We start from the raw sequence: 21412 nt of genomic DNA, 5'->3' as shown, positions 1-21412 counted from the left end.
GACGAATATTACAAAGAAGCTAAACCTAATGCGAGTAAGTTGTATGTTAACCCTAAAGCAAAAACAGCAGAAACAACAAAACCTGAACCAGAACGTAAAGTGTTAAAGCTTAAACCTAAAGATATTTGGGGCGAGTAATTTTTAACAGATTCAATATTTAAAGCCTAATGTTTGTTAGGCTTTTTATTTTCTCTTCATTTTAAATTCAAAAATCAAACATTAAAAAGTTAAGCCATGTTGTATTTATTCATTATATTTTTAAGTGCTTTTTTACTCTTTCAAGTTCAACCCCTTATAGCTAAATTAATATTGCCATTATTTGGTGGTGGTGCGGCTATTTGGACTGCTTGTTTATTGTTTTTTCAAGCCTTTTTATTGTTAGGGTATTTATACGCACACATACTTTCTAAATGTAGAAGCTTGTCGGTTCAAGTATCGATTCATGCAGTAGCTTTATTTGTCAGTTTGTTTTTTATGCCAATAGGGCTAAAACAACTTAGTGAGTTTAATCAATTAGCTCCCTTAAGTGATATTTTACAGTTGCTCGTGTTATCCATTGGCGTACCTTATTTTTTACTTTCGTCTACCGGTCCGCTGGTACAAAAATGGCTAAGTTATGTGTATGTCACTAAAGCTGATTTTACCCCTTATAAGCTGTATTCCCTTTCTAATATAGGTTCTTTGCTGGCGTTATTGAGTTACCCGTTTATATTTGAACCATTATTTAGCTTACCTAATCAGTTGATATATTGGTCGGCGGGTTACATTTTATTAGTGTTATTGCTTATCGCTTTTTGCGTGCAATTATTCAGGTTAGTGTCGGGTGTTTCCCCGTTACAAGAAGGTAGCGAAGAAGCTGATGTTACTCATATAAAAGCCTTTAAACTTGATTGGTTATTATGGCTGGCCTTATCTGCTGTAGGCGTTATTTTATTAGTGTCTATTACCAATGCGATGACACAAAATATTCCGCCAGTTCCTTTTTTATGGATACTGCCATTAAGCTTATATTTACTTACTTTTATTATTAGTTTTCATAGCCCTAAATGGTACGTGCGTTGGTATTGGTACATGTTATTTGTACTGAGTTCATTTGCTGGTTTGCTTATGTTCTTTATCGGATCGCAGTTCGATATTTTATCTCAAGTACTTATTTATTCGGGGATTTTATTGTCGTCTTGTATGATCTGTCATGGTGAATTAGTTAAGCTAAAACCGTCTACCGACAGACTAACCTTATTCTATTTAAATATGTCGTTGGGTGGTTTTTTAGGTAGCGCCTTTGTTGCTTTTGTTGCGCAACGATTTTTCACTCAGTTTTTAGAGTTTCCCATCGCCTTAGTGGCGGTATTTATATTACTGGGTTTGTGCACTTATATATTGAAAAGCTTTTCGAATAATAAGGCTGAAAAATTCACCACGCTTATTGCTAGCTCTTGTGGTGTTTTTGCTGTTTTACTTGTGGTGGGCTTTGTATCGCTGAATCAGCAATTTAAAGAAAACACCGTAGAACTTAGCCGAAATTTTTACGGTATTTTAAGTGTGAAAGACGTTGAAGTTAACGGCATTGTTGAACGCCGATTAATTGATGGGACAACCTCGCACGGCACACAATCGCAAAACGAAAACCTAGCGCATATCCCAATGAGTTACTACCGCGAAAACACAGGCGTAGCTCTAGCACTTCAGCATTTGTTTTTAACACCTACTATGAATGTAGGGTTAGTGGGTTTAGGCGCTGGCACATTAGCCACTTACGGACGTAGAGGCGATAACTATACCTTTTACGAACTAAACCCAAATGTAGAACGCATGGCGCGACAATACTTTACGTATATTGAACAGAGTAGGGCGAATGTCGAAGTCGTTTTAGGTGATGGCCGTGTAACGCTGCAAAAAGAGCTAGATAACGGAACCATTAATAATTTTGATGTATTGGTTATTGATGCTTTTTCTGGCGATTCAGTGCCTGCGCATTTACTAACAACCGAAGCGTTTGAATTGTACTTTAAGCATTTAAAAGCGGATGGAGTATTAGCGATTCATGTATCTAATAGCCATTTAGATTTAACAGCCTTAGTAAAAGGGCTTGCTAAAAACAGTAACTATTCAGCCCTGTATTTTAAAACCAAAGCGACGGAGAAAGAGGTTACTCAAACAGAATGGGTAGTGGTAACAAATAATAAGTCGTTTATAAGAAATACTAAGGTCAAGCGGTTACAGTCACAATGGCCGAATACAAACGAATTGGTATGGACCGATAATTACAGTAATTTACTATCGGTGTTGAAATAGATAATTATTCTTTTGAATTTATAGATACTGGACAATCACATCTACTAAGACCTTGGTTCACTAATAAATAAGATCGTTATTTATTAGTGAAGGTAAAGCTCGCAACTCGTTTACTCTAGTGTCTATAGCAAGTTTTTAGCTGACGGTGAGTTTATGGGGGATATATAAGTTAAAGGAACCGTAGTTACTTGTTAGGTTTGATCTGATTCTGTGTCGTAGGTAGACCAATACTTGTATATAAACCAACTGCTTGATATAGGTAAATAACATTGTCCATCAAGTGATTTTTTTATGTAATTATCATTACACGTTTGATATTCAGGTTTACCGCCATATAAATAATCCACAGTGATTGTTTTCACTTTTGATCTAGACTCATTAAGAAATACAATTTCTTTATAACCAGAAAGTAACCAATTACCTTTATTGGTTTTAGAGGTTAGCATGGTTTCATAACCAAAACTTATAGCTTTTTGTGTAAACTCATCAAGTTGAGGTGTTTGATTCCAGACTACAGAATTATTATTACGCGCCCCAGCTTTTAGCTGCACATCTTTAACCCAGAATATATTTGTATAACTGGTTTTATTTAGGATCGAGATTAAGGTCTCAATATTACTTTTATTAAGAAACAAAGTAGCTTTCAATTTAAAATCGCTATTAGGCAATTTGCTAACAATCAAATCAGCGTTAAAATAAGCTACAATAATAGTGATAAATAAAGCTAGATACTTCTTCATAAAACCTAAACGCCTCGTTAAGAGGTAAATGATTATTGGCTAAAATAGTGACGCAGGAGCAAAACCAACTGTTTTTTGTCCTGCTGCAATGTCTTGTTTTATTGCTACCACTCAATACTCTTGAATGTAATTTCTTCGTTGTGGGATATAAATCTAATTTTGGAGTTCTTCAGATCAATATGCCATCTAACTGAATTGTGAAAATTGTGAACTGCTTTTAAATTCCCCCCCTTTTTTGTTGCATACCACATGGTTAGTTGTTCGGATTCTTTTTCACTCGTTACAATAAGTAACTTATTTTTTATTTTGTGTTTTATTGAATTTTTATTATTTAAAACTCTACTACTAGAACTACCAAAAAATTTAACAACATCATTTGTACTAATGCTTTCCTCAAAAATGAAGGTTTGAATATCCCAAATTCTATTGCGTTCAAAAAGGTAGGATTGTTTTTCTGTTTTTGGATCGAATATTAAGATATTTTTAATTCTGGTATTCGATTTACTCGAAAACATCCCTCCTGATTTAGGTTTGTGTTTTATAGGATAAAAGAATAAACCTGAATCTGCATCATATCCCTGATTGACGCTTTGGTAATAACCACCTGCATTTAAATTTAAAGATAATAATAAGAATACTAAAAATATAGATTTTTTCACTTGAACTCCATTTGCAATATAGCACCCAATTAATAGGCTAAGTTTAGTTTGCCAAAATAGCGACGCAGGAGCAAAAAACAACTGTTTTTGTCCTTGTTGATTAGCTCGTTTATTACATTTATTTTTCTGTAATCCCATCAAGGTTAACTTTCAATACAACTGTAGATTTTACATTATTAAGAGCCTTATTGTTCTTAATGGCTTCTTTTGTATATGAGTTATATGTTACTTCTATTTCTGCATAGTCATACTGATTAACAGCAAGCCACTGTGTATTTATAATTTCACCATAAACTCCTAATTTAAAAACATTAACCTCAGGGGATTCATCGAATGTTGAAACGCTAACATAATATTGATATTTACATATACCATGAGTCTCGATGAAACAATCTTCGCCGTTTAAGGGGGTTTGATAAAGCCTAATATAAAGCTCTTTATTAATATTATTATCAGTTTTATTTAACTCAATTATTGTACCGTAAGCCATAGCTTCTTTAATCTTTAACGAGCTATTACTTAAGTGATTAGTACAAGCAGAAAGTAAAAAGGTAGCTACCAAAATGATAAGTTTCATAAGTATTTACCTAATTGACGGAAAAGTGAATGTGGTCACCATGACCAGATATTGCCTTGTCTTTTCCTAGCTTTTTCTTCAACAGAGGGCCAAAATTCTCTCTTCTATGTTGATAGTTTTCAAATTCCATTTGAATCGCATCGGTTATTGCTTTTACAGCAGGTGATGAAGGATAGAAGATAGACATTTTCATTCCATTGATTCGTGATATATCAACAGCTTTTCCTTGACCTTGAACATGTCGACTTGGCATTTTATGTTGATCGTTTGCTGAAGAAATATATATTTTATTCAAAAAATAACCTTGCGCTATAGTATTTTTTATAACAAGGTTTAATGCATCAATAATTTTTTGATCTACATTTTTATTTACGCTTGGTGAGAATTCAACGAGGACACCATTTATTCGGTTTGATATTATGGGCATTTATAACTTCCTTATTTGGTATGACATAATTATTGGGTAATGAACTAACAGCTTATTATAGAGATATTATCAGTAATGTCAGCACCACAACGTTTATTTAATTAATATTAAAATCCCATATTTTCATAGGTTTAGGAATCATAAAGTTTTAATTATCACTACAGTTTCTATATTACTGAAAAGCCTCAGTAATATGTAATGTTAAATATGAGTAAATAACATTAAATATTAAATGGTTAGGTTTTAGTTGGAGTGATTTTAGTTTGTTACTAATACTTATCAGTAATATGAATCTAATATTCATTAGAAAATATATTGTGAAAAATTTACTCATAAAACTAGAATGTGAATGGTGGCGCTGTTACTCGATATTTTCCATTGATTAAGGAATGAAATTTAATAGCTTCATCATTATTATCATGAAGCTATTAAACTAAACTGTAAAAATAAGCTTTACCAACTACCTGTGTTTTCCATACTTAACCAAGGTTCTTGAGGCGAAAGTGCTTCACCTTTTTGTAGTAATTCAATTGAAATGTTATCAGGCGATTTAATAAAAGCCATGTGTCCGCAGCGTGGTGGTCTGTTAACTGTAACTCCAGCATCAAGGACCTTTTGGCAGAAGTCGTAGATGTTATCTACTTCAAAGGCTAAATGGCCAAAGTTTCTGCCTATGCTGTATTCTTCAGTTGAACCCCAGTTATGCGTTAGCTCTACTTCAGGTTCACCTATTGCCGTCGCTAAGTAAATTAGTGTGAATTTACCTGCGGGTACGTCAATACGTTTGGTTTCGACTAAACCGAGTAAATCTACGTAAAATTTTAGTGAAGCGTCTAGGTCTTTCACTCGAACCATGCTGTGTAGAAATTTCATAATAGTTATTGTTACTCCGTTTTTTCTTTAAAATCGCATAAGTCTTCGATAATGCAAGAGCCGCATTTGGGTTTTCTTGCTACGCATGTGTATCGTCCGTGAAGAATAAACCAGTGGTGTAAGTTAAAGAAAAACTCCGTTTTTCTTGGGGTGTTTTTTACAATACTTTTTTCTGTTTCTTCTACGGTTTTACCTTTAGCGTAACCTGTGCGATTAGCTAAACGTTGAATGTGGGTATCTACTGCAATGAAGTAGTTACCTTCGTTGTCTTTTAACTGACCAAAGGCTGTATTTAACACGACGTTTGCTGTTTTTCTACCAACACCGGGTAGGGCTTCTAAAGCGGCTCGGCTTTCAGGTACTTCGCCGCCATGTAAGTCTACCAACATTTGACAGGTTTTCATGGTGTTTACGGCTTTGGTGTTAAATAAACCAATAGTTTTTATGTAAGACTTTAAACCGTCTAAACCAAGGTCGAGGATCGCTTGTGGAGTATTAGCTACAGGATACAGTTTATCGGTCGCTTTATTTACGCCAACATCCGTTGCTTGAGCTGAAAGAAGCACGGCAATTAATAGCTCGAACGGAGTGCTAAAATTTAGCTCGGTGGTAGGATTAGGATTGTTATCTCTTAATCTTGTTAGCATTTCTATTCGTGATTCTTTATTCATATTTCAGCTTCTACTACTTTAGCTTTTATTTATTAACTTGCATCAAAATTTACGCGTACACGCTCGATTGATTTAGCTTCTTTTTTAGGTGCGCTTTCGGCAATTTTATTATCAATAAAGTTTTTCAGTGCGATAAATAATCCCATGGCAATAAATGCTCCAGGGGGAAGTACGGCAAGTAAAAATTGGTTATCGAGGTTATATACTTCTATGCGTAATATATGAGCCCATTCGCCTAATAATAAGTGAGCGCCGTCAAATAAAGTACCTTGACCGAGTACTTCTCTTACTGCGCCTAATACAAATAAAACCAGTAGAAAACCTAAGCCCATCATTAAGCCGTCAAAGGTGGCTTGTTTAACGGGGTTTTTAGAGGCGTATGCTTCTGCACGGCCGATAATGGCACAGTTAGTTACGATTAACGGAAGAAAAATACCTAACGATTGATAGAGCACGAAGGTATATGCGTTCATTAATAACTGAACGCAGGTAACAAACGAGGCGATAATTAATACAAAAATAGGAATGCGAACTTCTTTAGGAACCCATTTACGTACTAATGAAACCGTCGCGTTTGAACAGATTAATACGAATAGCGTTGCTATACCTAAACCTAACGCATTGGTGACTGTTGAGGTTACGGCTAATAACGGACATAAGCCTAATAGTTGAACGAGGCCGGGGTTGTTTTTCCATAAACCTTGCCATGCGAGTTCTTTGTATTCTGCACCGTTTGTCATTCAATATCTCCACAATTTCTCGGTTGAGCGAATAACGTTTTTTTGTTTTCGTTAAAATAAGCCACTGTGTTATGTACAGCTTTTACTACGGCTCTTGGTGTTATGGTTGCACCTGTAAATTGGTCGAACATGCCGCCATCTTTAGCAACTTTCCAGCGAGGATCTGGATTACCATTAATCTTTTTGTCGGTAAATGTTGTGATCCAAGAATTTCTTTTAAGCTCTATTTTGTCACCTAAACCGGGGGTTTCGTTATGATTTAATACTCTAACGCCGCTCACAACACCACTGGTTTTAATACCAACGATAATATCAATATTTCCGTTGTATCCGTCGGGTGCTGTGGCGGTTATTGCCATAGCAACAGGAGAGTCATTATAAGTTGCAATATAAGCAGCATGAGGTGTTTGATTTTTTGACTTAGCTGTTTTATCTGAACCTGTTTGGCTGAACATAATACAATCGTTAATTATTTCGTTGTTATATGTTGCAGGGTCAATAACTTGTGATAGCGTTTTGAGTAATTGCTGTTGTTTTTGTAACTCAATTTCATCTTTAGTTAATGAGTGGACTATGCCGACAACAGCGGTACAAACGATAGCGAATATGGCAAGCACATTAGCATTTTTTTGAATAGCTTTACGCATTAGTTTTATCCTGAGCATTCTGCGTTTTTTTATGTCCGTATGTGCGAGGACGTGTGTATTGATCGATTAAAGGCGCAGACATATTACAAAGTAACACAGCGAAAGCCATAGCTTCAGGGTAACCACCATATTTTCTGATAATAAATACAAGTAAGGCAGCTAATGCACCAAAAATCATTCTTCCTTTATTACTGGTAGCGCCCGAAACTGGGTCGGTAAGAATAAAGAATGCGCCCAGCATACAAGCACCATTAAACCAATGAAACATGGTTGATGCGTTACTATCAGGGCTATACATGAAGGCGATGAATGAAAATAAAAATAAGCTAAATAGAAAGCTAAAAGGGGTGATCCAATCAATGGCTTTTTTAAATATTAAAAACAAGCCACCCAGTAAAAATCCAGCATTTACCCATTCCCAGCCTATCCCAAAGTTTTTACCTATAACGGCGCTGTCCATGCTTTCAGCAATGGTTAAACCTAAGGTTAAATTGGTTTTAACGGTATCTAACGGGGTTGCCATGGTGTAACCGTCTATGTGTCTTTTTAATTGCTCAACCGAGTAACCGTCTGTGGTGTAGCTGGTAAAAATAACTGAGAGCGTGTCAAATGCACTTAAGTCGATTGCCATTAACTGTAATGGCGGTTGCCACGATGTCATTTGAACAGGGAATGATATAAGTAGCATGACATAGCCTGCCATAGCTGGGTTGAATGGATTATGACCCAAGCCGCCGTATAGCTGTTTTACAATAATAATGGCAAATGCTGCACCTAAAATAGATATCCACCACGGCGCTAATGCGGGTAAGCTAATACCTAAAAGTATGGCAGTTAAAATGGCACTACCATCGAAAATTTGTTCAGGAATTTTCTTTTCTCTTAAGGATAAAATAAAAAACTCAGCAACTAATGCACTCGCAATAGCTAGTGAAATATGAATTAAGTTACCCCAACCAAAAAAGTACCATTGCGCCAAAATACCTGGGATGGTGGCGTAAATTACCAACCTCATTAAAGCGGATGTTTTATTTTTTAAATGGTTATGCGGCGAGCTTGCGATCCAAAAGGCCATAATTTAAGTTAACTCTGAACGTTGTTGTTTTTTGGCTTTTGCTTTAGCGACTGCTTCAGCAATTCTTTTTTTCTTCTCTTCTGCTATCGTATCTTTACTGTCTGTTGGTGTTGTAACTTCTTTTTTTGCTCTGGCTTTCGCTACAGCTTCTGCGATTTTTATTTTTTTATCGTCTTCGTTTGCAACGGTAGCTTCAGGCGTTTCAATAATTTCAGGCGTTTCAATAATTTCAGGTGTTTTCACTGTTTCAGCTACTTTCTGAGTGTCTGCAGCTTTTGATGTATCAGCCACAGGAACATCACTTTCTTCAGTTACCGTAGCAGGGACTTCTTTTGCTAGCTTTTTAGCTTTTGCTTTGGCAATAGTTGCTGCTATTTTCGCTTTTTTATCGTCTTTGTTTGTATTATTAGTTTTTGCTTCGGTCACTTTAGGTTTTTCAATAACTTCAGGTGTTTTTACTGTTTCACCAATTTCAGGAGTGTCTGTAGCTTTTGATGTATCAGCTAAAGGAACATCACTTTCTTTAGTTACTGTAGAAGGGACTTCTTTAGCTTTATTTTCTTTCGCTAGTTTTTTAGCTTTTGCTTTCGCGATAGTTGCTGCTACTTTTGATTTTTTACCTTCTGGAGAAACTTCTAAAGCAGGTTTTTTTTCTGTTTTATTATTTGCCTTAGTGTCTTGTTTATTTTCAATTTTAGTTGAATCTTCAGCATCAAAATTATTTTGGTTGGCTAATTTTTTAGCTTTAGCACGAGCGATCGCAGCTGCAATTTGTGGGTTTTTAGGTTTTTCTGAGGCTTCTACTGCCTGCTGCTCTTGAGGAGTTGTAGTTGCAGCATCTGTAGTTTGTGCTTTTTTAGCTTTTACACGTGCTAAAGCTGCAGCAACCGCTGACATTTCATTTTTGGCTTCAGGAGTACCTGAATTCATTCTTGCTTTACGGGCTTCAGCGGCTTTACGCTGTTTTTCTTCTCGCGCTTTTTTGTCACGTTCTAATCTTAGCTTACGTGCTTCAAATCTTATTTTTGCTTTTTCGGCTTTTATTTCAAGCTGCTTTTGTTCACGTATTTCAGCTTTACCAATGCGATAGTAATGTACTAGCGGAATGTAACTAGGGCATACGTAAGCGCAGGCACCACATTCTATACAGTCGAATAAGTTGAGGGTTTCTAGTTGATCGTGATCTTTAGCTTTTGCGCTCCATTGGAGTTCTTGCGGAAGAAGCTGGGCAGGGCATACATCGGCACATTGTCCGCAGCGTATACATTCAACTTCTGTATTTTCAGCAGCAATTTCTTTTTCACTTGGCGCAAGTACACAGTTTGTTATTTTTACAACGGGTACATTACCTGACGGTAAAGCAAACCCCATCATAGGGCCGCCCATAATAATGCGTTGTTTATTACTTTGCGGTTGGTATTCACATTGCTCAAGTAAATAGTTAACAGGAGTTCCCAACAAGGCCCATACGTTTTGAGGTTTATTTAAACCTAAACCAGTAACGGTAGTTACTCGTTTAATTAACGGGATATCGTTAATAACAGCGTCAGCAATCGCATAGCAGGTTGCTACGTTTTGCATGATAATACCTTGAGAACTCGGTAAAAATCCGCTAGGTATTTCTTTACCTGTTAATATTTGAATCAGTTGTTTTTCTCCGCCAGAAGGGTATTTGGTGGGAATAACACAAACTCTTATATGTTCGAGATCTTTAGTTGCGTTTTGTAATGTTTTAATGGCTTCGGGTTTGTTGTCTTCTATACCAATTAATACATATTCAGGATTAATGAGTTGATGAAGAATATTGATGCCATCAATTATTGTTGGGCTTTGTTCTCTGATCAGTAAATCGTCTGCTGTTATATAAGGTTCACATTCAGCAGCATTAATGATTAAAAACTCTATTCTTTTAGAATGAGCAGCTGAGCTATTAGCTTTGATATGAGTAGGAAAACCAGCTCCTCCCATTCCTGCTATGCCTGCATTCGCTATTTTTTCTAATAGTTCGAAATTAGTGAGTTTATGATAATCAGTGCAAATATTGCGCTGTTGCCATGTATCTTTGCCATCAGGCGCTAAAAATAAACAAGGTTCTGGTAACGCAGAAGGGTGAGCAATAGTTGCATCTTTAATCGCTGTAATCGTGCCACTTGTTGGTGCGTGAATAGGTATTGCCATTGGGTGATTACTAGCAGTTAAAGCTTGACCTTTTAACACTGTATCGCCTACAGAGACAATTAACTCACCTGCTTGACCAATATGTTGTTGCAGTGGAAGAATAAGCTCTTTTGGTAAAGGCAAAGTACGAATAGGCTTGTTTTCAGTGATAAATTTTTGTTCAGGTGGGTGAATGCCACCATGGAATTTCCAAAATTGGTTTTTATCAATTCGGTTAATAATAGAATTCACGTATTTTCCTAATCAACTTGTGTTACAGGTATGCTATTTAAATCCCATTGCCAACTTTGTTTTGTTGTTTCAATTGGTCGCATTTCAATACAATCAACGGGACAAGGCGCAACACATAGATCACAACCTGTGCATTCATCTACAATAACGGTATGCATTTGTTTGGTGGTACCAATGATGGCATCTACTGGACACGCTTGTATGCATTTAGTACAGCCGATACAGTCTTCTTCAATAATGAAGGCTACTTTTGGCGTGTTATCAGCGGCATGGTTTTCATCTAATGCTTGTACTTCGACACCCATTAATTCTGCTATTTTCTTTATAGTTTCTTCGCCACCAGGTGCACATTTATTAATTGCTTCACCATTGGCTACAGCATCTGCGTAGGGCTTACAACCTGGGTAGCCACATTGGCCACATTGTGTTTGTGGCAGTAGGTCATCTATTTGTTCTGCGAGTGGATCACCTTCAACTTTAAATCGAATTGAGGCATAGCCCAGCAAAGCGCCAAATAATAGGGCAATAAAACCGATAACAAGAATTGCGATAACGATAGACATTAGAACTTCACCAATCCTGTAAATCCCATAAAGGCTAATGACATTAAGCCCGCGGTGATCATTGCTATTGCAGAACCTTTAAATGGAGCTGGAATATCTGCATTGGCTAATTTTTCTCGCATAGCAGAAAACATAATCAGCACTAATGAAAATCCAGCTGCGGCACCAAAACCGTAGATTATTGATTCAAAGAAGTTGTGTTGCTCATACAAGTTAAGTAAAGCAACACCTAATACAGCACAGTTAGTAGTAATAAGGGGGAGGAATATACCTAAAAGGCGATATAAATTGGCACTCGTTTTATGTACTACCATCTCGGTAAATTGTACGACAACAGCAATAACTAATATGAAAGCCATAGTTGTTAGATATTCTAACCCTAGCGGCGCTAAAATATAGGTATTAACAAGGTAACTTAGTAAAGAAGCTAATGTCATTACAAATGTCGTCGCATAGGCCATGCCAACAGCAGTTTCAGTACGAGATGAAACTCCCATGAAAGGGCATAATCCTAAAAATTTTACGAGTACAAAGTTATTCACTAACACAGTACCGACTAATAATAAGAGATATTCAGACATTTAATGATTACATTGGTAAATTTATGGTGGATATTATCCGTTTTTATACCAAAAGAAACAACCGCTTGATTGTAGGGTTATTCATCAATTTGGAAAGTTTATGAGCCATTTCAAGTAATTGTTTAGATTATGAGCAATTATATAGGTGGTAAGACGGAGGGGAATATTTTTAGGGATACAAAATTTTGGTGTTTTAAAGGAAACTGCAATGCCTTTTTAATAAAAAACATTGCAGTTAGCTAGTGTTTAAAGTGCTATAAAGGTAGTGGCTTACCTATATAAAATCCTTGGCAACCGTCTACAAAGAGTTTTTCTAGGGCAAATTTTTCTTCTTGGCCTTCAACACTTTCAGCTAATACCGAAATACTCAATCTATGAGCTAAATCTACCATTAAGCGTAAGAAGTATTGGTTGTTTTTATCTTCATCAATATCACGCGTATAAGTACTGTCCATTTTAATAAAGTCAGGTTTTAAGTCTTTAAAGAATTTAAATGATGTTAAGCCAACACCAAAACGTTCTACTGTTACTTTGGAACCCGCTCTGTGGATCATATCAATAAAGCGTTTACTGGTTTTTATATTTTGTTGTAGACCATATTCTGTTATTTCAAAAATAAGTCTTGAAGCGATTGACGAATCTCTAAGTAATCTTCTTTCTAACCAAATTAAAAAGTGCTCATCGTGAATGCTTCGTGTACTTACATTAATGCCATAAGAAGAATTAGTAAGATTTTTACTAGCAATCTCAGAAATAACTTTTTCAATAATCATCTTATCTATTGCAACAATTTTGTCGAGCTTTTCTGCCATAGCAACAAAAGAAGCTGTAGGTAACATTTCTTCATTTGAATTTAAGAATCTTGCTAGTATTTCACCATAAACTTTAACATTTCGGTTAGACGGTTTAATATTTTGTACCAGTAAAGTAATTCTTTGATTTTCTATTACGTTATCAATTTCTTGACGCCAATTTTGATTGCCATAACTAGCACTGGCACTTTCTAAAATATCTGTGTCAGTTTGCGCATACCAAGAGTTTTTGTGTTGTGTTTGAGCTATGCTGATCCCGGTGTCTGCGAGGGCAAGCAACTCGCCTAAAGGTTTGTCTTTTTCGAAATATACCAGTCCAGTAAAAGCAACCGAATCTAAATCTGAAACTTGTTGGTACGAGTTGAATTTTTCTGTTAATTGCTCAGCATATTTTTCCGCATTTTTAATGGTGCTATTGGGGATTATTGTTGCAAAATCAGAACTGTTTAGTCTAAATAATTGCGCACCTTGATACTTAGCTATCAATCCTTTCATTATTTCAGCAACGCCACATATATAAGTGTCGCCAGCATTGTAGCCATGAATTTGGTTAATTGTTTGTAATTCTGAACATCGTGTAATTGTTAATACGCCAAATTTAATGTTTTTATCACTACTTATTTGGTTTTCAAAATATTGAACAAAACGGCTTCTATTACTTAATTTTGTAATAGGCTCTAAAAAGGCTTTCTCTTCAAGCGCTTTTGTATTTATGTTATGTGTACTAATTAATTTTTTAAGCTCAGTAAATATATGAGTAAATTCAGCGGGAGCATTGCTTTTTGAGGTTTCATCTTCTGTAAAATTATTATTTATCGCTATTTTTAAATCGTCATATAATTTTTTTAGAAGTGTTTTGTAGCTGTGCGAACTTAATAAGCTAGCAATTAGTATAAAAATAAAGGTTAAACCTAATATTAATGAAAGCAATTTTATAATGAGTGATGATTCATTACTAAAATCAAGCTGATAAACAATAGTTAAATTGTTTTTTACTGTTAACTTATTAATTTTAGGTAAAGTGTAAGGCAATATAAGTGTATTGATAGGGGTTGAATAATTATAAATACTTTTATCGGTGTTATTCGTTATTTTCAGTAAACTATATTTATAATTTGAACGTAACGACTCTATAAATATTTGTTCTGCTGCATTGTTATTATTTAGTTGTGACTGATCACTTAACAACAAAGCTGAGTTTGCTTTAATTATAGAAGCATGAACGTTTTGTTTTTCTTGTAAATATTTTGATGTAGTAAATATTGAAAAAAGTACAATAATTAAAGAAAAAACAATTCCTAATATGCAATTTCGTAACAATAATTGAGAAAAAGTATACATAATAAACTTGTTAGCTCCAAAAGAACAAATGTTAGTTAAATGTTAGGTAAATGTTAATTGGTTTTTACGCGCTATATATACCATATAATACTAATAAGATATATCACAAATGTTTAATTTTTGAGTGTTTTTTATTCATATTAGCACCTAAATTTAAATACAGCATTTTTTTATTTAACGTTTTTTTTATCCTTACTTGTAAAGCCCTTGCGCTTAGACGTTAGTAAATATATAATTCGTACCAGCTTTTAGTGTAGCAGTTGTCACTAGGTATTTATTGAGAGTATTATTAATAAATATTAACTGTTGTACTTATGGCGAATGAACTTTATTCGCCAATACAGAGGGTTAGTGAATTTGAGCCCCTCGTTAGGGGCTTTTTTATGTGTAAATGATTGTTGTTATGACATTGTTTGTACAAATAAATGTTTTGATAATGGGCTTAATGCCCTTTTTTTGTTTCTGGAGAAAATGATTGGCTAAGTTTGATCAAAAGTTAACTGAAATGTTAAGGCCTGCCGTTGAAGGTGTTGGTAAAGAGTTACTCGGCATTGAGTTTATAAGTGCAGGCAATAATTCGGTTTTACGTTTGTTTATCGACCATGAAAATGGCATAAACGTTGATGATTGCGCAGAAGTTAGTCGTCAAGTTAGTGCAATATTGGATGTAGAAGATCCAATAGGTTCAGAATATAACTTAGAAGTGTCTTCGCCCGGTTTGGATAAGCCTCTATTTAGTTTAGAGCACTTTCAAGCTGTAATAGGGGAAACCATAACAGTTAAATTATCAATGCCTTTAAACGGCCGCCGTAAGTTTAAAGGCAAACTTGAGACTATCGATAACGATATATTAATAGTGGTAGTTGATGGTCAGGATTATGAACTTCTTTTTAGTAACATTGATAAAGCAAATCTTGTTCCTAAATTTTAATGATAATTTTTAGATTTATTTTAAATAATTAAGGCTAAGTAGCATGAGTAAGGAAATATTACTAGTTGTAGATGCTGTTTCAAATGAAAAAGCATTACCGCGTGAAAGTATTTTTGAAGCGATGGAAACCGCTTTGGAAACAGCCACAAAAAAGAAATATGAAGGTGATATCGTTGTTCGAGTAAGTATCGATCGCGTATCAGGAGAATTTGAGACTTTCCGTCGTTGGTTAGTTATAGCTCCTAGTGATGATCAAATGGAAAATCCATATGCAGAAATCACATTTGATGCTGCTCAGTATGATGACCCAGATGTAAAAATTGGCGATTATGTTGAAGAGCAAATAGAGTCAGTTACATTTGACCGTGTAACCACTCAAACCGCTAAACAAGTTATTGTTCAAAAAATTCGTGAAGCTGAACGTGGACTTATTGTTGATGCTTACCAAGATCAAATTGGTGAAATCATTACAGGTGTAGTGAAAAAAGCGAGCCGCGATAGTGTTATTTTAGATTTAGGTAGTAATGCAGAAGCGATTATATATCGTGATGATATGTTACCGCGTGAAACTTTCCGTCCAGGCGATCGTATTCGCGGTTTATTATACGATATTAAACCTGAAGCACGTGGCGCACAATTATTTGTTAGTCGAACTAAGCCTGAAATGCTAATTGAGCTATTTAGAGTTGAAGTTCCTGAAATTGGCGAAGAAATGCTTGAGATAAAGGGCGCTGCTCGTGATCCAGGTTCTCGCGCGAAAATTTCAGTGAAAAGTAACGACAAACGTATTGATCCTGTTGGTGCATGTGTTGGTATGCGAGGTTCTCGTGTACAAGCCGTTTCTAGTGAGTTAGGTGGTGAACGTGTTGATATCGTTTTATATGATGACAATCCAGCACAATACGTAATTAATGCAATGGCACCCGCTGAAGTTGCATCAATTATTGTAGATGAAGATAAAAATACCATGGACATTGCCGTTGAAGATGACAACTTAGCAATGGCTATTGGTAGAAGTGGTCAAAACGTTCGTTTAGCTAGCCAGTTAACGGGTTGGGAATTGAATGTTATGACTGTTGCTGCGATGAATGAAAAACATCAAGCTGAAAATGACAAAGTATTATCTTTATTCGTTGAAAAGTTAGACCTTGATGAAGATTTTGCAACGCTTTTATGTGAAGAAGGTTTTACTTCACTTGAAGAAATAGCTTATGTTCCAGCAGCTGAAATGTTGGAAATTGATGGTATGGACGAAGACATTGTAGAAGAGCTTCGCGCAAGAGCTAAAGAAGCATTAACAACACAAGCATTAGCAAGTGAAGAAACACTTGAAGGTGCTGAACCCGCTGAAGACTTATTAAACCTTGAAGGTTTAGAACGTCATTTAGCATTTGTTTTAGCAAGTAGAGGTGTAATTACCTTAGAAGATCTTGCTGAACAAGGTGTTGATGAAATATCAGATATTGAAGAATTAGATGAAACCAAAGCAGGCGAGCTAATTATGGCTGCCCGCAATATTTGTTGGTTTAATGAAGAATAATAACACCGGGAGAAAATTATAGATGGCAGATGTAACAGTACAAGAGCTTGCCAAAGAAATCGGTACACCGGTGGAACGCTTAGTTAGTCAATTAGCTGACTCTGGTGTTCAAAAGTCGGTAACCGATTCTGTTTCGCAAGATGAAAAAGAAAAATTATTAGAACATTTGAAAAAGCAACATGGTGATGAATCATCAACTCAGCCAAGTAAAATGACACTAAACCGTAAAACTAAATCAACTTTAGTTCTTGGGCATGGTAGTAAAGCTAAATCAGTAAATGTTGAAGTTCGTAAAAAACGTACTTACGTTAAGCGTAGTGAGTTAGAAGAACAACAAATTGCTGAAGAAGAAGCAAAAGCACAAGAAGAAGCTCGTATTAAAGCTGAAGAAGCAGCGAATGCGAAAGCAATTGCAGACGCTAAAGAAGCTGAAAATGCTAGAGCAGCAGCTGCGGCTAAATTAGAATTTGAGCGTGAAGCAAAAGCTAAAGCTAAAGAAGAAGCAGATGCGAAAGCAAAAGCGGCTGCAGTAGCTAAAGCAAAAAATATTGATGAAGTTAAAGCTCCAGTTAAACCAGCAGAAAGTGATGAAGCCAAAAAACTTCGTCTAATTCAAGAAGCTGAAGCTACGGCTAAAGCTGAAGAAGAAGCTAAAGCAGCAGCAGAAGCAGCTAAAAAACTTGCTGAAGAAAATGAAGCTCGTTGGAAAGCAGAAGAAGCTGAACGTAAAGCAAAAGAAAAAGAAGTTGTGCATTTAACATCTTCTAAATACGCTCAAGAAGCTGAAGATAAAAGCGATTCAGCCGATGAAGGCGGACGTCGTCGTCGTAAGAAGAAAAATACTTCACAAGATCGTAATGCAAGAGGTGGCCGTGCTTCTCGTGGTAAACAAACTTTATCAGCACCTCAAAGCTTACAGCATGGTTTTACTAAACCAGCTGAAACTAAGCTTAATGAAGTTCGCATTGGTGAAACGATTTCTGTTGCTGAATTAGCAAATAAAATGTCTGTTAAAGGCGCTGAAGTTGTTAAAGCAATGTTTAAAATGGGTGCTATGGCAACCATTAACCAAGTGATTGACCAAGAAACAGCAGCACTTGTTGCTGAAGAAATGGGTCGTGAAGTGGTTCTTGTTAAAGAAAATGCACTTGAAGAAGCCGTATTATCTGACCGTGGTCATTCGGGTGAGTCAATTACTCGTGCACCAGTGGTTACTATTATGGGTCATGTTGACCATGGTAAAACTTCACTACTTGATCACATTCGTGAAGCAAAAGTTGCTGATGGCGAAGCGGGTGGTATTACTCAGCATATTGGTGCTTACCATGTAGAAACTGGACATGGAATGATCACATTCCTAGATACTCCAGGCCATGCGGCGTTTACTGCAATGCGTTCTCGTGGTGCTAAAGCTACCGATATCGTTATTATTGTAGTTGCAGCAGATGACGGTGTTATGCCACAAACAGTTGAAGCTATTCAGCATGCTAAAGCATCTGATGCTCCAATTATTATTGCTGTAAACAAAATGGATAAAGAAGGCGCAGATCCAGAACGTGTTAAAAGTGAATTATCGCAACACGACGTGCTTTCTGAAGAGTGGGGCGGAGACGTTCAATTCTGTCATGTATCTGCAAAAACAGGTTTAGGTATTGATGAATTACTTGATGCTGTTTTACTTCAGTCTGAAGTACTAGAACTTACTGCTGTAGTCGATAAAATGGCACACGGTGTTGTTGTTGAATCTAAACTTGATAAAGGTCGTGGCCCAGTTGCTACTGTTCTTGTTCAGGAAGGTACTTTGAACCAAGGCGATATCGTATTATGTGGTTTAGAATACGGTCGTGTTCGTGCAATGCGCGATGAAAACGGTAAGCCAATTCAATCAGCTGGTCCTTCAATTCCTGTAGAAATATTAGGATTAAGTGGTGTACCACAATCTGGTGATGAAGCGACAGTTGTTAAAGATGAGAAAAAAGCACGTGAAGTTGCTCTTTATCGTCAAGGTAAATTCCGTGATGTTAAATTAGCGCGTCAACAGAAGTCTAAACTTGAAAACATGTTTGCTAACATGGCTGAAGGTGATGTTTCTGAAGTTAACGTTGTATTGAAGTCTGATGTACAAGGTTCACTTGAAGCAATTTCTGATTCATTAACTAAGCTTTCAACTGATGAAGTTAAAGTTAAAATTATTGGTTCAGGTGTTGGTGGAATTACTGAAACAGATGCAACACTTGCTGCAGCATCAAATGCTATAGTTGTTGGCTTCAACGTTCGTGCTGATGCCGCTGCTCGTAAAGTGATTGAGTCTGAAAAGATTGATTTACGTTACTACAGCGTTATCTATGCATTGATTGAAGAAGTTAAACAAGCAATGAGCGGTATGCTTGCCCCTGAATTCAAACAAGAAATCATTGGTCTTGCACAAGTACGTGACGTATTTAAATCACCTAAAATCGGCGCTATTGCTGGTTGTATGGTAACTGAAGGTCTTATTAAACGTTCAGCTCCTATTCGTGTACTTCGTGAAAACGTTGTAATTTACGAAGGTGAATTAGAATCACTTCGTCGTTTTAAAGACGACGTACAAGAAGTTCGTAACGGTACAGAATGTGGTATCGGTGTTAAGAACTATAATGATGTTCGTGTTGGTGACCAAATTGAAGTATTTGAAACAGTTGAAGTTCAACGTACACTTTAATTAAACAATATACTGCATGAAACTAGGGCTAATCTTGTATTAGCCCTTTTATGTTTTTAAAGAACAGTAAGCCATGGCAAGCTGTTTGAAATAATAGGTAATTAAGATGGCAAGAGAATTTGCTCGTACCGATAGAGTCGGACAAGAAATTCAAAAAGAAATCGCAACTATACTGATGAGAGAAGTTAAAGACCCTCGTTTAAGTATGACAACGGTTTCAGCAGTAGAGGTAACTAGAGATTTAGCTTATGCAAAAATTTTTGTTACTTTTTTTACAAATGAAGAATCAGAAATTAAAAGCTCTATTGAAGTATTAAACGATGCTGCTGGCTTTATTCGTTCATTACTTGCAAAGAAATTGAGAGCGAGAATTATGCCTCATTTACGCTTTGTTTATGATCAATCAATGGCTGAAGGTGTTCGTATGAGCTCTTTGGTTGATAAAGCTGTAGCAAGCGATAAGCATTTGATGGACGATGAGTCAGTAGAATCTACAGATATTGAAGATGATAAAGAGTAAAGCTAGCATTTTAAGGTAATAACTTAATGGCCAAGAAGAGAAAGGGCAGAGCAATAAATGGTGTTTTATTGCTGGATAAGCCTTATGAAATGTCATCTAACAACGCATTACAAAAAGTTAAGCGTATTTATTTTGCTCAAAAAGCAGGACATACAGGTGCTTTAGATCCGTTAGCTACAGGTATGCTGCCAATTTGTTTAGGCGAAGGCACAAAGTTTTCTCAGTTTTTATTAGATACTGATAAAACATACGAAGTTACTGCTAAGTTAGGTGTTAGAACTACAACCAGTGATGCTGACGGTGAAATTGTTTCTGAGAAAGAAGTCAATGTAAGTGCCGATGAACTTAGCAAAGCATTAGATTCCTTTAGAGGTACAACTCAGCAGATCCCTTCTATGTATTCAGCGCTTAAATATCAAGGTCAGCCTTTATATAAATATGCGCGAGAAGGTATTGAGGTTCCTCGTGAATCAAGAGATATAACGGTTTTTAATTTAGAGCTTTTACGTTTTGAAGATGATGAGGTTGATTTATCTATTCATGTGTCTAAAGGTACCTATATAAGAACGATTGTAGATGATTTAGGTGAGTTATTAGGTTGTGGTGCTCATGTTGCTCACTTAAGAAGAAGTGCTGTTGGCAATTATCCTAAAAATAGAATGGTTACTATGGAGCAACTTGAAACCTTATTAGCGCAAGCTGAGGCTGATGAAGTGTCTCCTTCTACACTACTTGATCCTTTGTTATTACCCATGACAACGGCTTGTGATGGGATACCTGCTGTTTTTGTTGATGATATGTCGGCTCATTATTTAAGGCATGGTAATCCTGTACAAACCTCTGATGGTCCTGCTGAAGGTATGGTACAAGTGTTTATTGGTGATAACGAAGACGATGGTGAATTTATTGGTGTAGGCTTCATTGATGATGAAGGCAGAGTTGCACCTAAACGTATTGTTGTGGCAGCAAATTAAAATAGTTAATTTTATTTTCAGCTTTACCATCTTAGATAGAACAACATTAATTACTTATAGGGATTCTTTAATTAGATTCCCTATTTTTTTAAGTGCAGTTAATCGTTTGTCCATAATTTCATGATAAGCAGATAATGTGTTTTATGTTGCTGCGAAAGAGTTTATAGATCATGAAAAAATGGATATTGAATTTACGATAAGAGAAATAGCAACCAATATCCATATTGTTAAACAGTCTCATTTTTATAGTGGTAGTGAGGCAAATTATATACCCGTTACCATTCAAGGTGCTCTGAAATACGCACCTTGATTGGTAACGGGTATAAATATAACTAA

General features: G+C 36.0%; 20 protein-coding genes. 7 read left to right on the top strand and 13 right to left on the bottom strand.

Annotated elements, in window-relative coordinates:
- Positions 1–234: 234 nt before the first annotated feature.
- Entirely contained in the window at positions 235–2295 is a 2061-nt protein-coding gene (locus ACM9HF_RS06435; protein WP_473615943.1) for a fused MFS/spermidine synthase, read from the top strand.
- Between the two features lie 191 nt (positions 2296–2486).
- Here the strand turns inward: ACM9HF_RS06435 and ACM9HF_RS06430 are convergent, their stop codons facing one another.
- The 13 genes from ACM9HF_RS06430 to ACM9HF_RS06370 all read right to left on the bottom strand — a co-directional run bounded on the left by ACM9HF_RS06430 (position 2487) and on the right by ACM9HF_RS06370 (position 14410).
- Positions 2487–3035 carry a hypothetical protein gene (locus tag ACM9HF_RS06430; protein ID WP_473615939.1) on the bottom strand — a complete coding sequence of 183 codons (549 nt, stop codon included), beginning with the start codon at positions 3033–3035 and terminating at the stop codon, positions 2487–2489.
- A 104-nt stretch (positions 3036–3139) separates the two neighbouring features.
- Positions 3140–3832, bottom strand: a complete 693-nt coding sequence (locus ACM9HF_RS06425) for a hypothetical protein (RefSeq protein ID WP_473615936.1) — start codon at positions 3830–3832, stop codon at positions 3140–3142.
- Positions 3813–4271 (bottom strand): hypothetical protein, encoded by a 459-nt coding sequence (locus tag ACM9HF_RS06420; protein ID WP_473615933.1) that lies wholly within the window; start codon positions 4269–4271, stop codon positions 3813–3815. The genes ACM9HF_RS06425 and ACM9HF_RS06420 overlap by 20 nt, the downstream gene beginning before the upstream one ends.
- Positions 4272–4281: 10 nt before the next feature.
- On the bottom strand, positions 4282–4698 hold the full coding sequence (locus tag ACM9HF_RS06415) for a hypothetical protein (protein ID WP_473615929.1): 417 nt from the start codon (positions 4696–4698) through the stop codon (positions 4282–4284).
- A 453-nt stretch (positions 4699–5151) separates the two neighbouring features.
- Positions 5152–5571: a VOC family protein gene (locus ACM9HF_RS06410; RefSeq protein WP_473615927.1), complete on the bottom strand. Its 420-nt coding sequence runs from the start codon at positions 5569–5571 to the stop codon at positions 5152–5154.
- Positions 5572–5582: 11 nt separating this feature from the next.
- Positions 5583–6242 (bottom strand): endonuclease III, encoded by a 660-nt coding sequence (nth, locus tag ACM9HF_RS06405; protein ID WP_473615924.1) that lies wholly within the window; start codon positions 6240–6242, stop codon positions 5583–5585.
- Between the two features lie 32 nt (positions 6243–6274).
- Positions 6275–6982 carry an electron transport complex subunit E gene (locus ACM9HF_RS06400; protein ID WP_077338772.1) on the bottom strand — a complete coding sequence of 236 codons (708 nt, stop codon included), beginning with the start codon at positions 6980–6982 and terminating at the stop codon, positions 6275–6277.
- Positions 6979–7629: an electron transport complex subunit RsxG gene (gene rsxG, locus ACM9HF_RS06395; protein WP_473615920.1), complete on the bottom strand. Its 651-nt coding sequence runs from the start codon at positions 7627–7629 to the stop codon at positions 6979–6981. The genes ACM9HF_RS06400 and rsxG overlap by 4 nt, the downstream gene beginning before the upstream one ends.
- Complete coding sequence (gene rsxD, locus ACM9HF_RS06390) at positions 7622–8704, bottom strand: electron transport complex subunit RsxD (RefSeq protein WP_077338770.1); 1083 nt, start codon at positions 8702–8704, stop codon at positions 7622–7624. The genes rsxG and rsxD overlap by 8 nt, the downstream gene beginning before the upstream one ends.
- Positions 8705–8707: 3 nt before the next feature.
- On the bottom strand, positions 8708–11113 hold the full coding sequence (gene rsxC, locus ACM9HF_RS06385) for an electron transport complex subunit RsxC (RefSeq protein ID WP_473615915.1): 2406 nt from the start codon (positions 11111–11113) through the stop codon (positions 8708–8710).
- An 8-nt stretch (positions 11114–11121) separates the two neighbouring features.
- Entirely contained in the window at positions 11122–11676 is a 555-nt protein-coding gene (gene rsxB, locus ACM9HF_RS06380; RefSeq protein WP_473615913.1) for an electron transport complex subunit RsxB, read from the bottom strand.
- A complete protein-coding gene (gene rsxA, locus ACM9HF_RS06375) occupies positions 11676–12257 on the bottom strand; it encodes an electron transport complex subunit RsxA (RefSeq protein WP_076419737.1) in 582 nt (193 codons plus the stop codon). The genes rsxB and rsxA overlap by 1 nt, the downstream gene beginning before the upstream one ends.
- Positions 12258–12511: 254 nt before the next feature.
- Positions 12512–14410, bottom strand: a complete 1899-nt coding sequence (locus tag ACM9HF_RS06370; RefSeq protein WP_473615907.1) for an EAL domain-containing protein — start codon at positions 14408–14410, stop codon at positions 12512–12514.
- Positions 14411–14885: 475 nt separating this feature from the next.
- Here ACM9HF_RS06370 and rimP point away from each other — a divergent pair, with 475 nt between their 5' ends.
- The 6 genes from rimP to ACM9HF_RS06340 all read left to right on the top strand — a co-directional run bounded on the left by rimP (position 14886) and on the right by ACM9HF_RS06340 (position 21386).
- The gene (gene rimP / locus ACM9HF_RS06365) at positions 14886–15341 is read left to right on the top strand and encodes a ribosome maturation factor RimP (RefSeq protein ID WP_473615903.1); all 456 of its coding nucleotides are present in this window, start codon (positions 14886–14888) and stop codon (positions 15339–15341) included.
- Positions 15342–15384: 43 nt separating this feature from the next.
- Positions 15385–16881 carry a transcription termination factor NusA gene (gene nusA / locus ACM9HF_RS06360; RefSeq protein WP_473615898.1) on the top strand — a complete coding sequence of 499 codons (1497 nt, stop codon included), beginning with the start codon at positions 15385–15387 and terminating at the stop codon, positions 16879–16881.
- Between the two features lie 22 nt (positions 16882–16903).
- Positions 16904–19582, top strand: coding sequence for a translation initiation factor IF-2 (gene infB / locus ACM9HF_RS06355; RefSeq protein WP_473615894.1), 2679 nt, complete (start codon positions 16904–16906; stop codon positions 19580–19582).
- A gap of 106 nt (positions 19583–19688) precedes the next feature.
- Positions 19689–20102 carry a 30S ribosome-binding factor RbfA gene (gene rbfA / locus ACM9HF_RS06350; protein WP_473615890.1) on the top strand — a complete coding sequence of 138 codons (414 nt, stop codon included), beginning with the start codon at positions 19689–19691 and terminating at the stop codon, positions 20100–20102.
- A 26-nt stretch (positions 20103–20128) separates the two neighbouring features.
- On the top strand, positions 20129–21076 hold the full coding sequence (gene truB, locus ACM9HF_RS06345; protein WP_473615887.1) for a tRNA pseudouridine(55) synthase TruB: 948 nt from the start codon (positions 20129–20131) through the stop codon (positions 21074–21076).
- Between the two features lie 136 nt (positions 21077–21212).
- Positions 21213–21386 (top strand): hypothetical protein, encoded by a 174-nt coding sequence (locus ACM9HF_RS06340; RefSeq protein ID WP_473615883.1) that lies wholly within the window; start codon positions 21213–21215, stop codon positions 21384–21386.
- Positions 21387–21412: the final 26 nt, after the last annotated feature.

The organism is Colwellia sp. RE-S-Sl-9 (assembly GCF_048296855.1).
Lineage (GTDB): Bacteria > Pseudomonadota > Gammaproteobacteria > Enterobacterales > Alteromonadaceae > Pseudocolwellia.
Note: the sequence above shows the minus strand (reverse complement) of the source record. Positions and strands in the feature narration are given on the sequence as shown.

Bases quoted from the DNA above. Each gene is read 5' to 3' on its own strand.
- ACM9HF_RS06435 (WP_473615943.1), top strand. From the start codon at position 235: ATGTTGTATTTATTCATTATATTTTTAAGTGCTTTTTTACTCTTTCAA.
- ACM9HF_RS06430 (WP_473615939.1), bottom strand. From the start codon at position 3,035: ATGAAGAAGTATCTAGCTTTATTTATCACTATTATTGTAGCTTATTTT.
- ACM9HF_RS06425 (WP_473615936.1), bottom strand. From the start codon at position 3,832: ATGGGATTACAGAAAAATAAATGTAATAAACGAGCTAATCAACAAGGA.
- ACM9HF_RS06420 (WP_473615933.1), bottom strand. From the start codon at position 4,271: ATGAAACTTATCATTTTGGTAGCTACCTTTTTACTTTCTGCTTGTACT.
- ACM9HF_RS06415 (WP_473615929.1), bottom strand. From the start codon at position 4,698: ATGCCCATAATATCAAACCGAATAAATGGTGTCCTCGTTGAATTCTCA.
- ACM9HF_RS06410 (WP_473615927.1), bottom strand. From the start codon at position 5,571: ATGAAATTTCTACACAGCATGGTTCGAGTGAAAGACCTAGACGCTTCA.
- nth (WP_473615924.1), bottom strand. From the start codon at position 6,242: ATGAATAAAGAATCACGAATAGAAATGCTAACAAGATTAAGAGATAAC.
- ACM9HF_RS06400 (WP_077338772.1), bottom strand. From the start codon at position 6,982: ATGACAAACGGTGCAGAATACAAAGAACTCGCATGGCAAGGTTTATGG.
- rsxG (WP_473615920.1), bottom strand. From the start codon at position 7,629: ATGCGTAAAGCTATTCAAAAAAATGCTAATGTGCTTGCCATATTCGCT.
- rsxD (WP_077338770.1), bottom strand. From the start codon at position 8,704: ATGGCCTTTTGGATCGCAAGCTCGCCGCATAACCATTTAAAAAATAAA.
- rsxB (WP_473615913.1), bottom strand. From the start codon at position 11,676: ATGTCTATCGTTATCGCAATTCTTGTTATCGGTTTTATTGCCCTATTA.
- rsxA (WP_076419737.1), bottom strand. From the start codon at position 12,257: ATGTCTGAATATCTCTTATTATTAGTCGGTACTGTGTTAGTGAATAAC.
- ACM9HF_RS06370 (WP_473615907.1), bottom strand. From the start codon at position 14,410: ATGTATACTTTTTCTCAATTATTGTTACGAAATTGCATATTAGGAATT.
- nusA (WP_473615898.1), top strand. From the start codon at position 15,385: ATGAGTAAGGAAATATTACTAGTTGTAGATGCTGTTTCAAATGAAAAA.
- infB (WP_473615894.1), top strand. From the start codon at position 16,904: ATGGCAGATGTAACAGTACAAGAGCTTGCCAAAGAAATCGGTACACCG.
- rbfA (WP_473615890.1), top strand. From the start codon at position 19,689: ATGGCAAGAGAATTTGCTCGTACCGATAGAGTCGGACAAGAAATTCAA.
- truB (WP_473615887.1), top strand. From the start codon at position 20,129: ATGGCCAAGAAGAGAAAGGGCAGAGCAATAAATGGTGTTTTATTGCTG.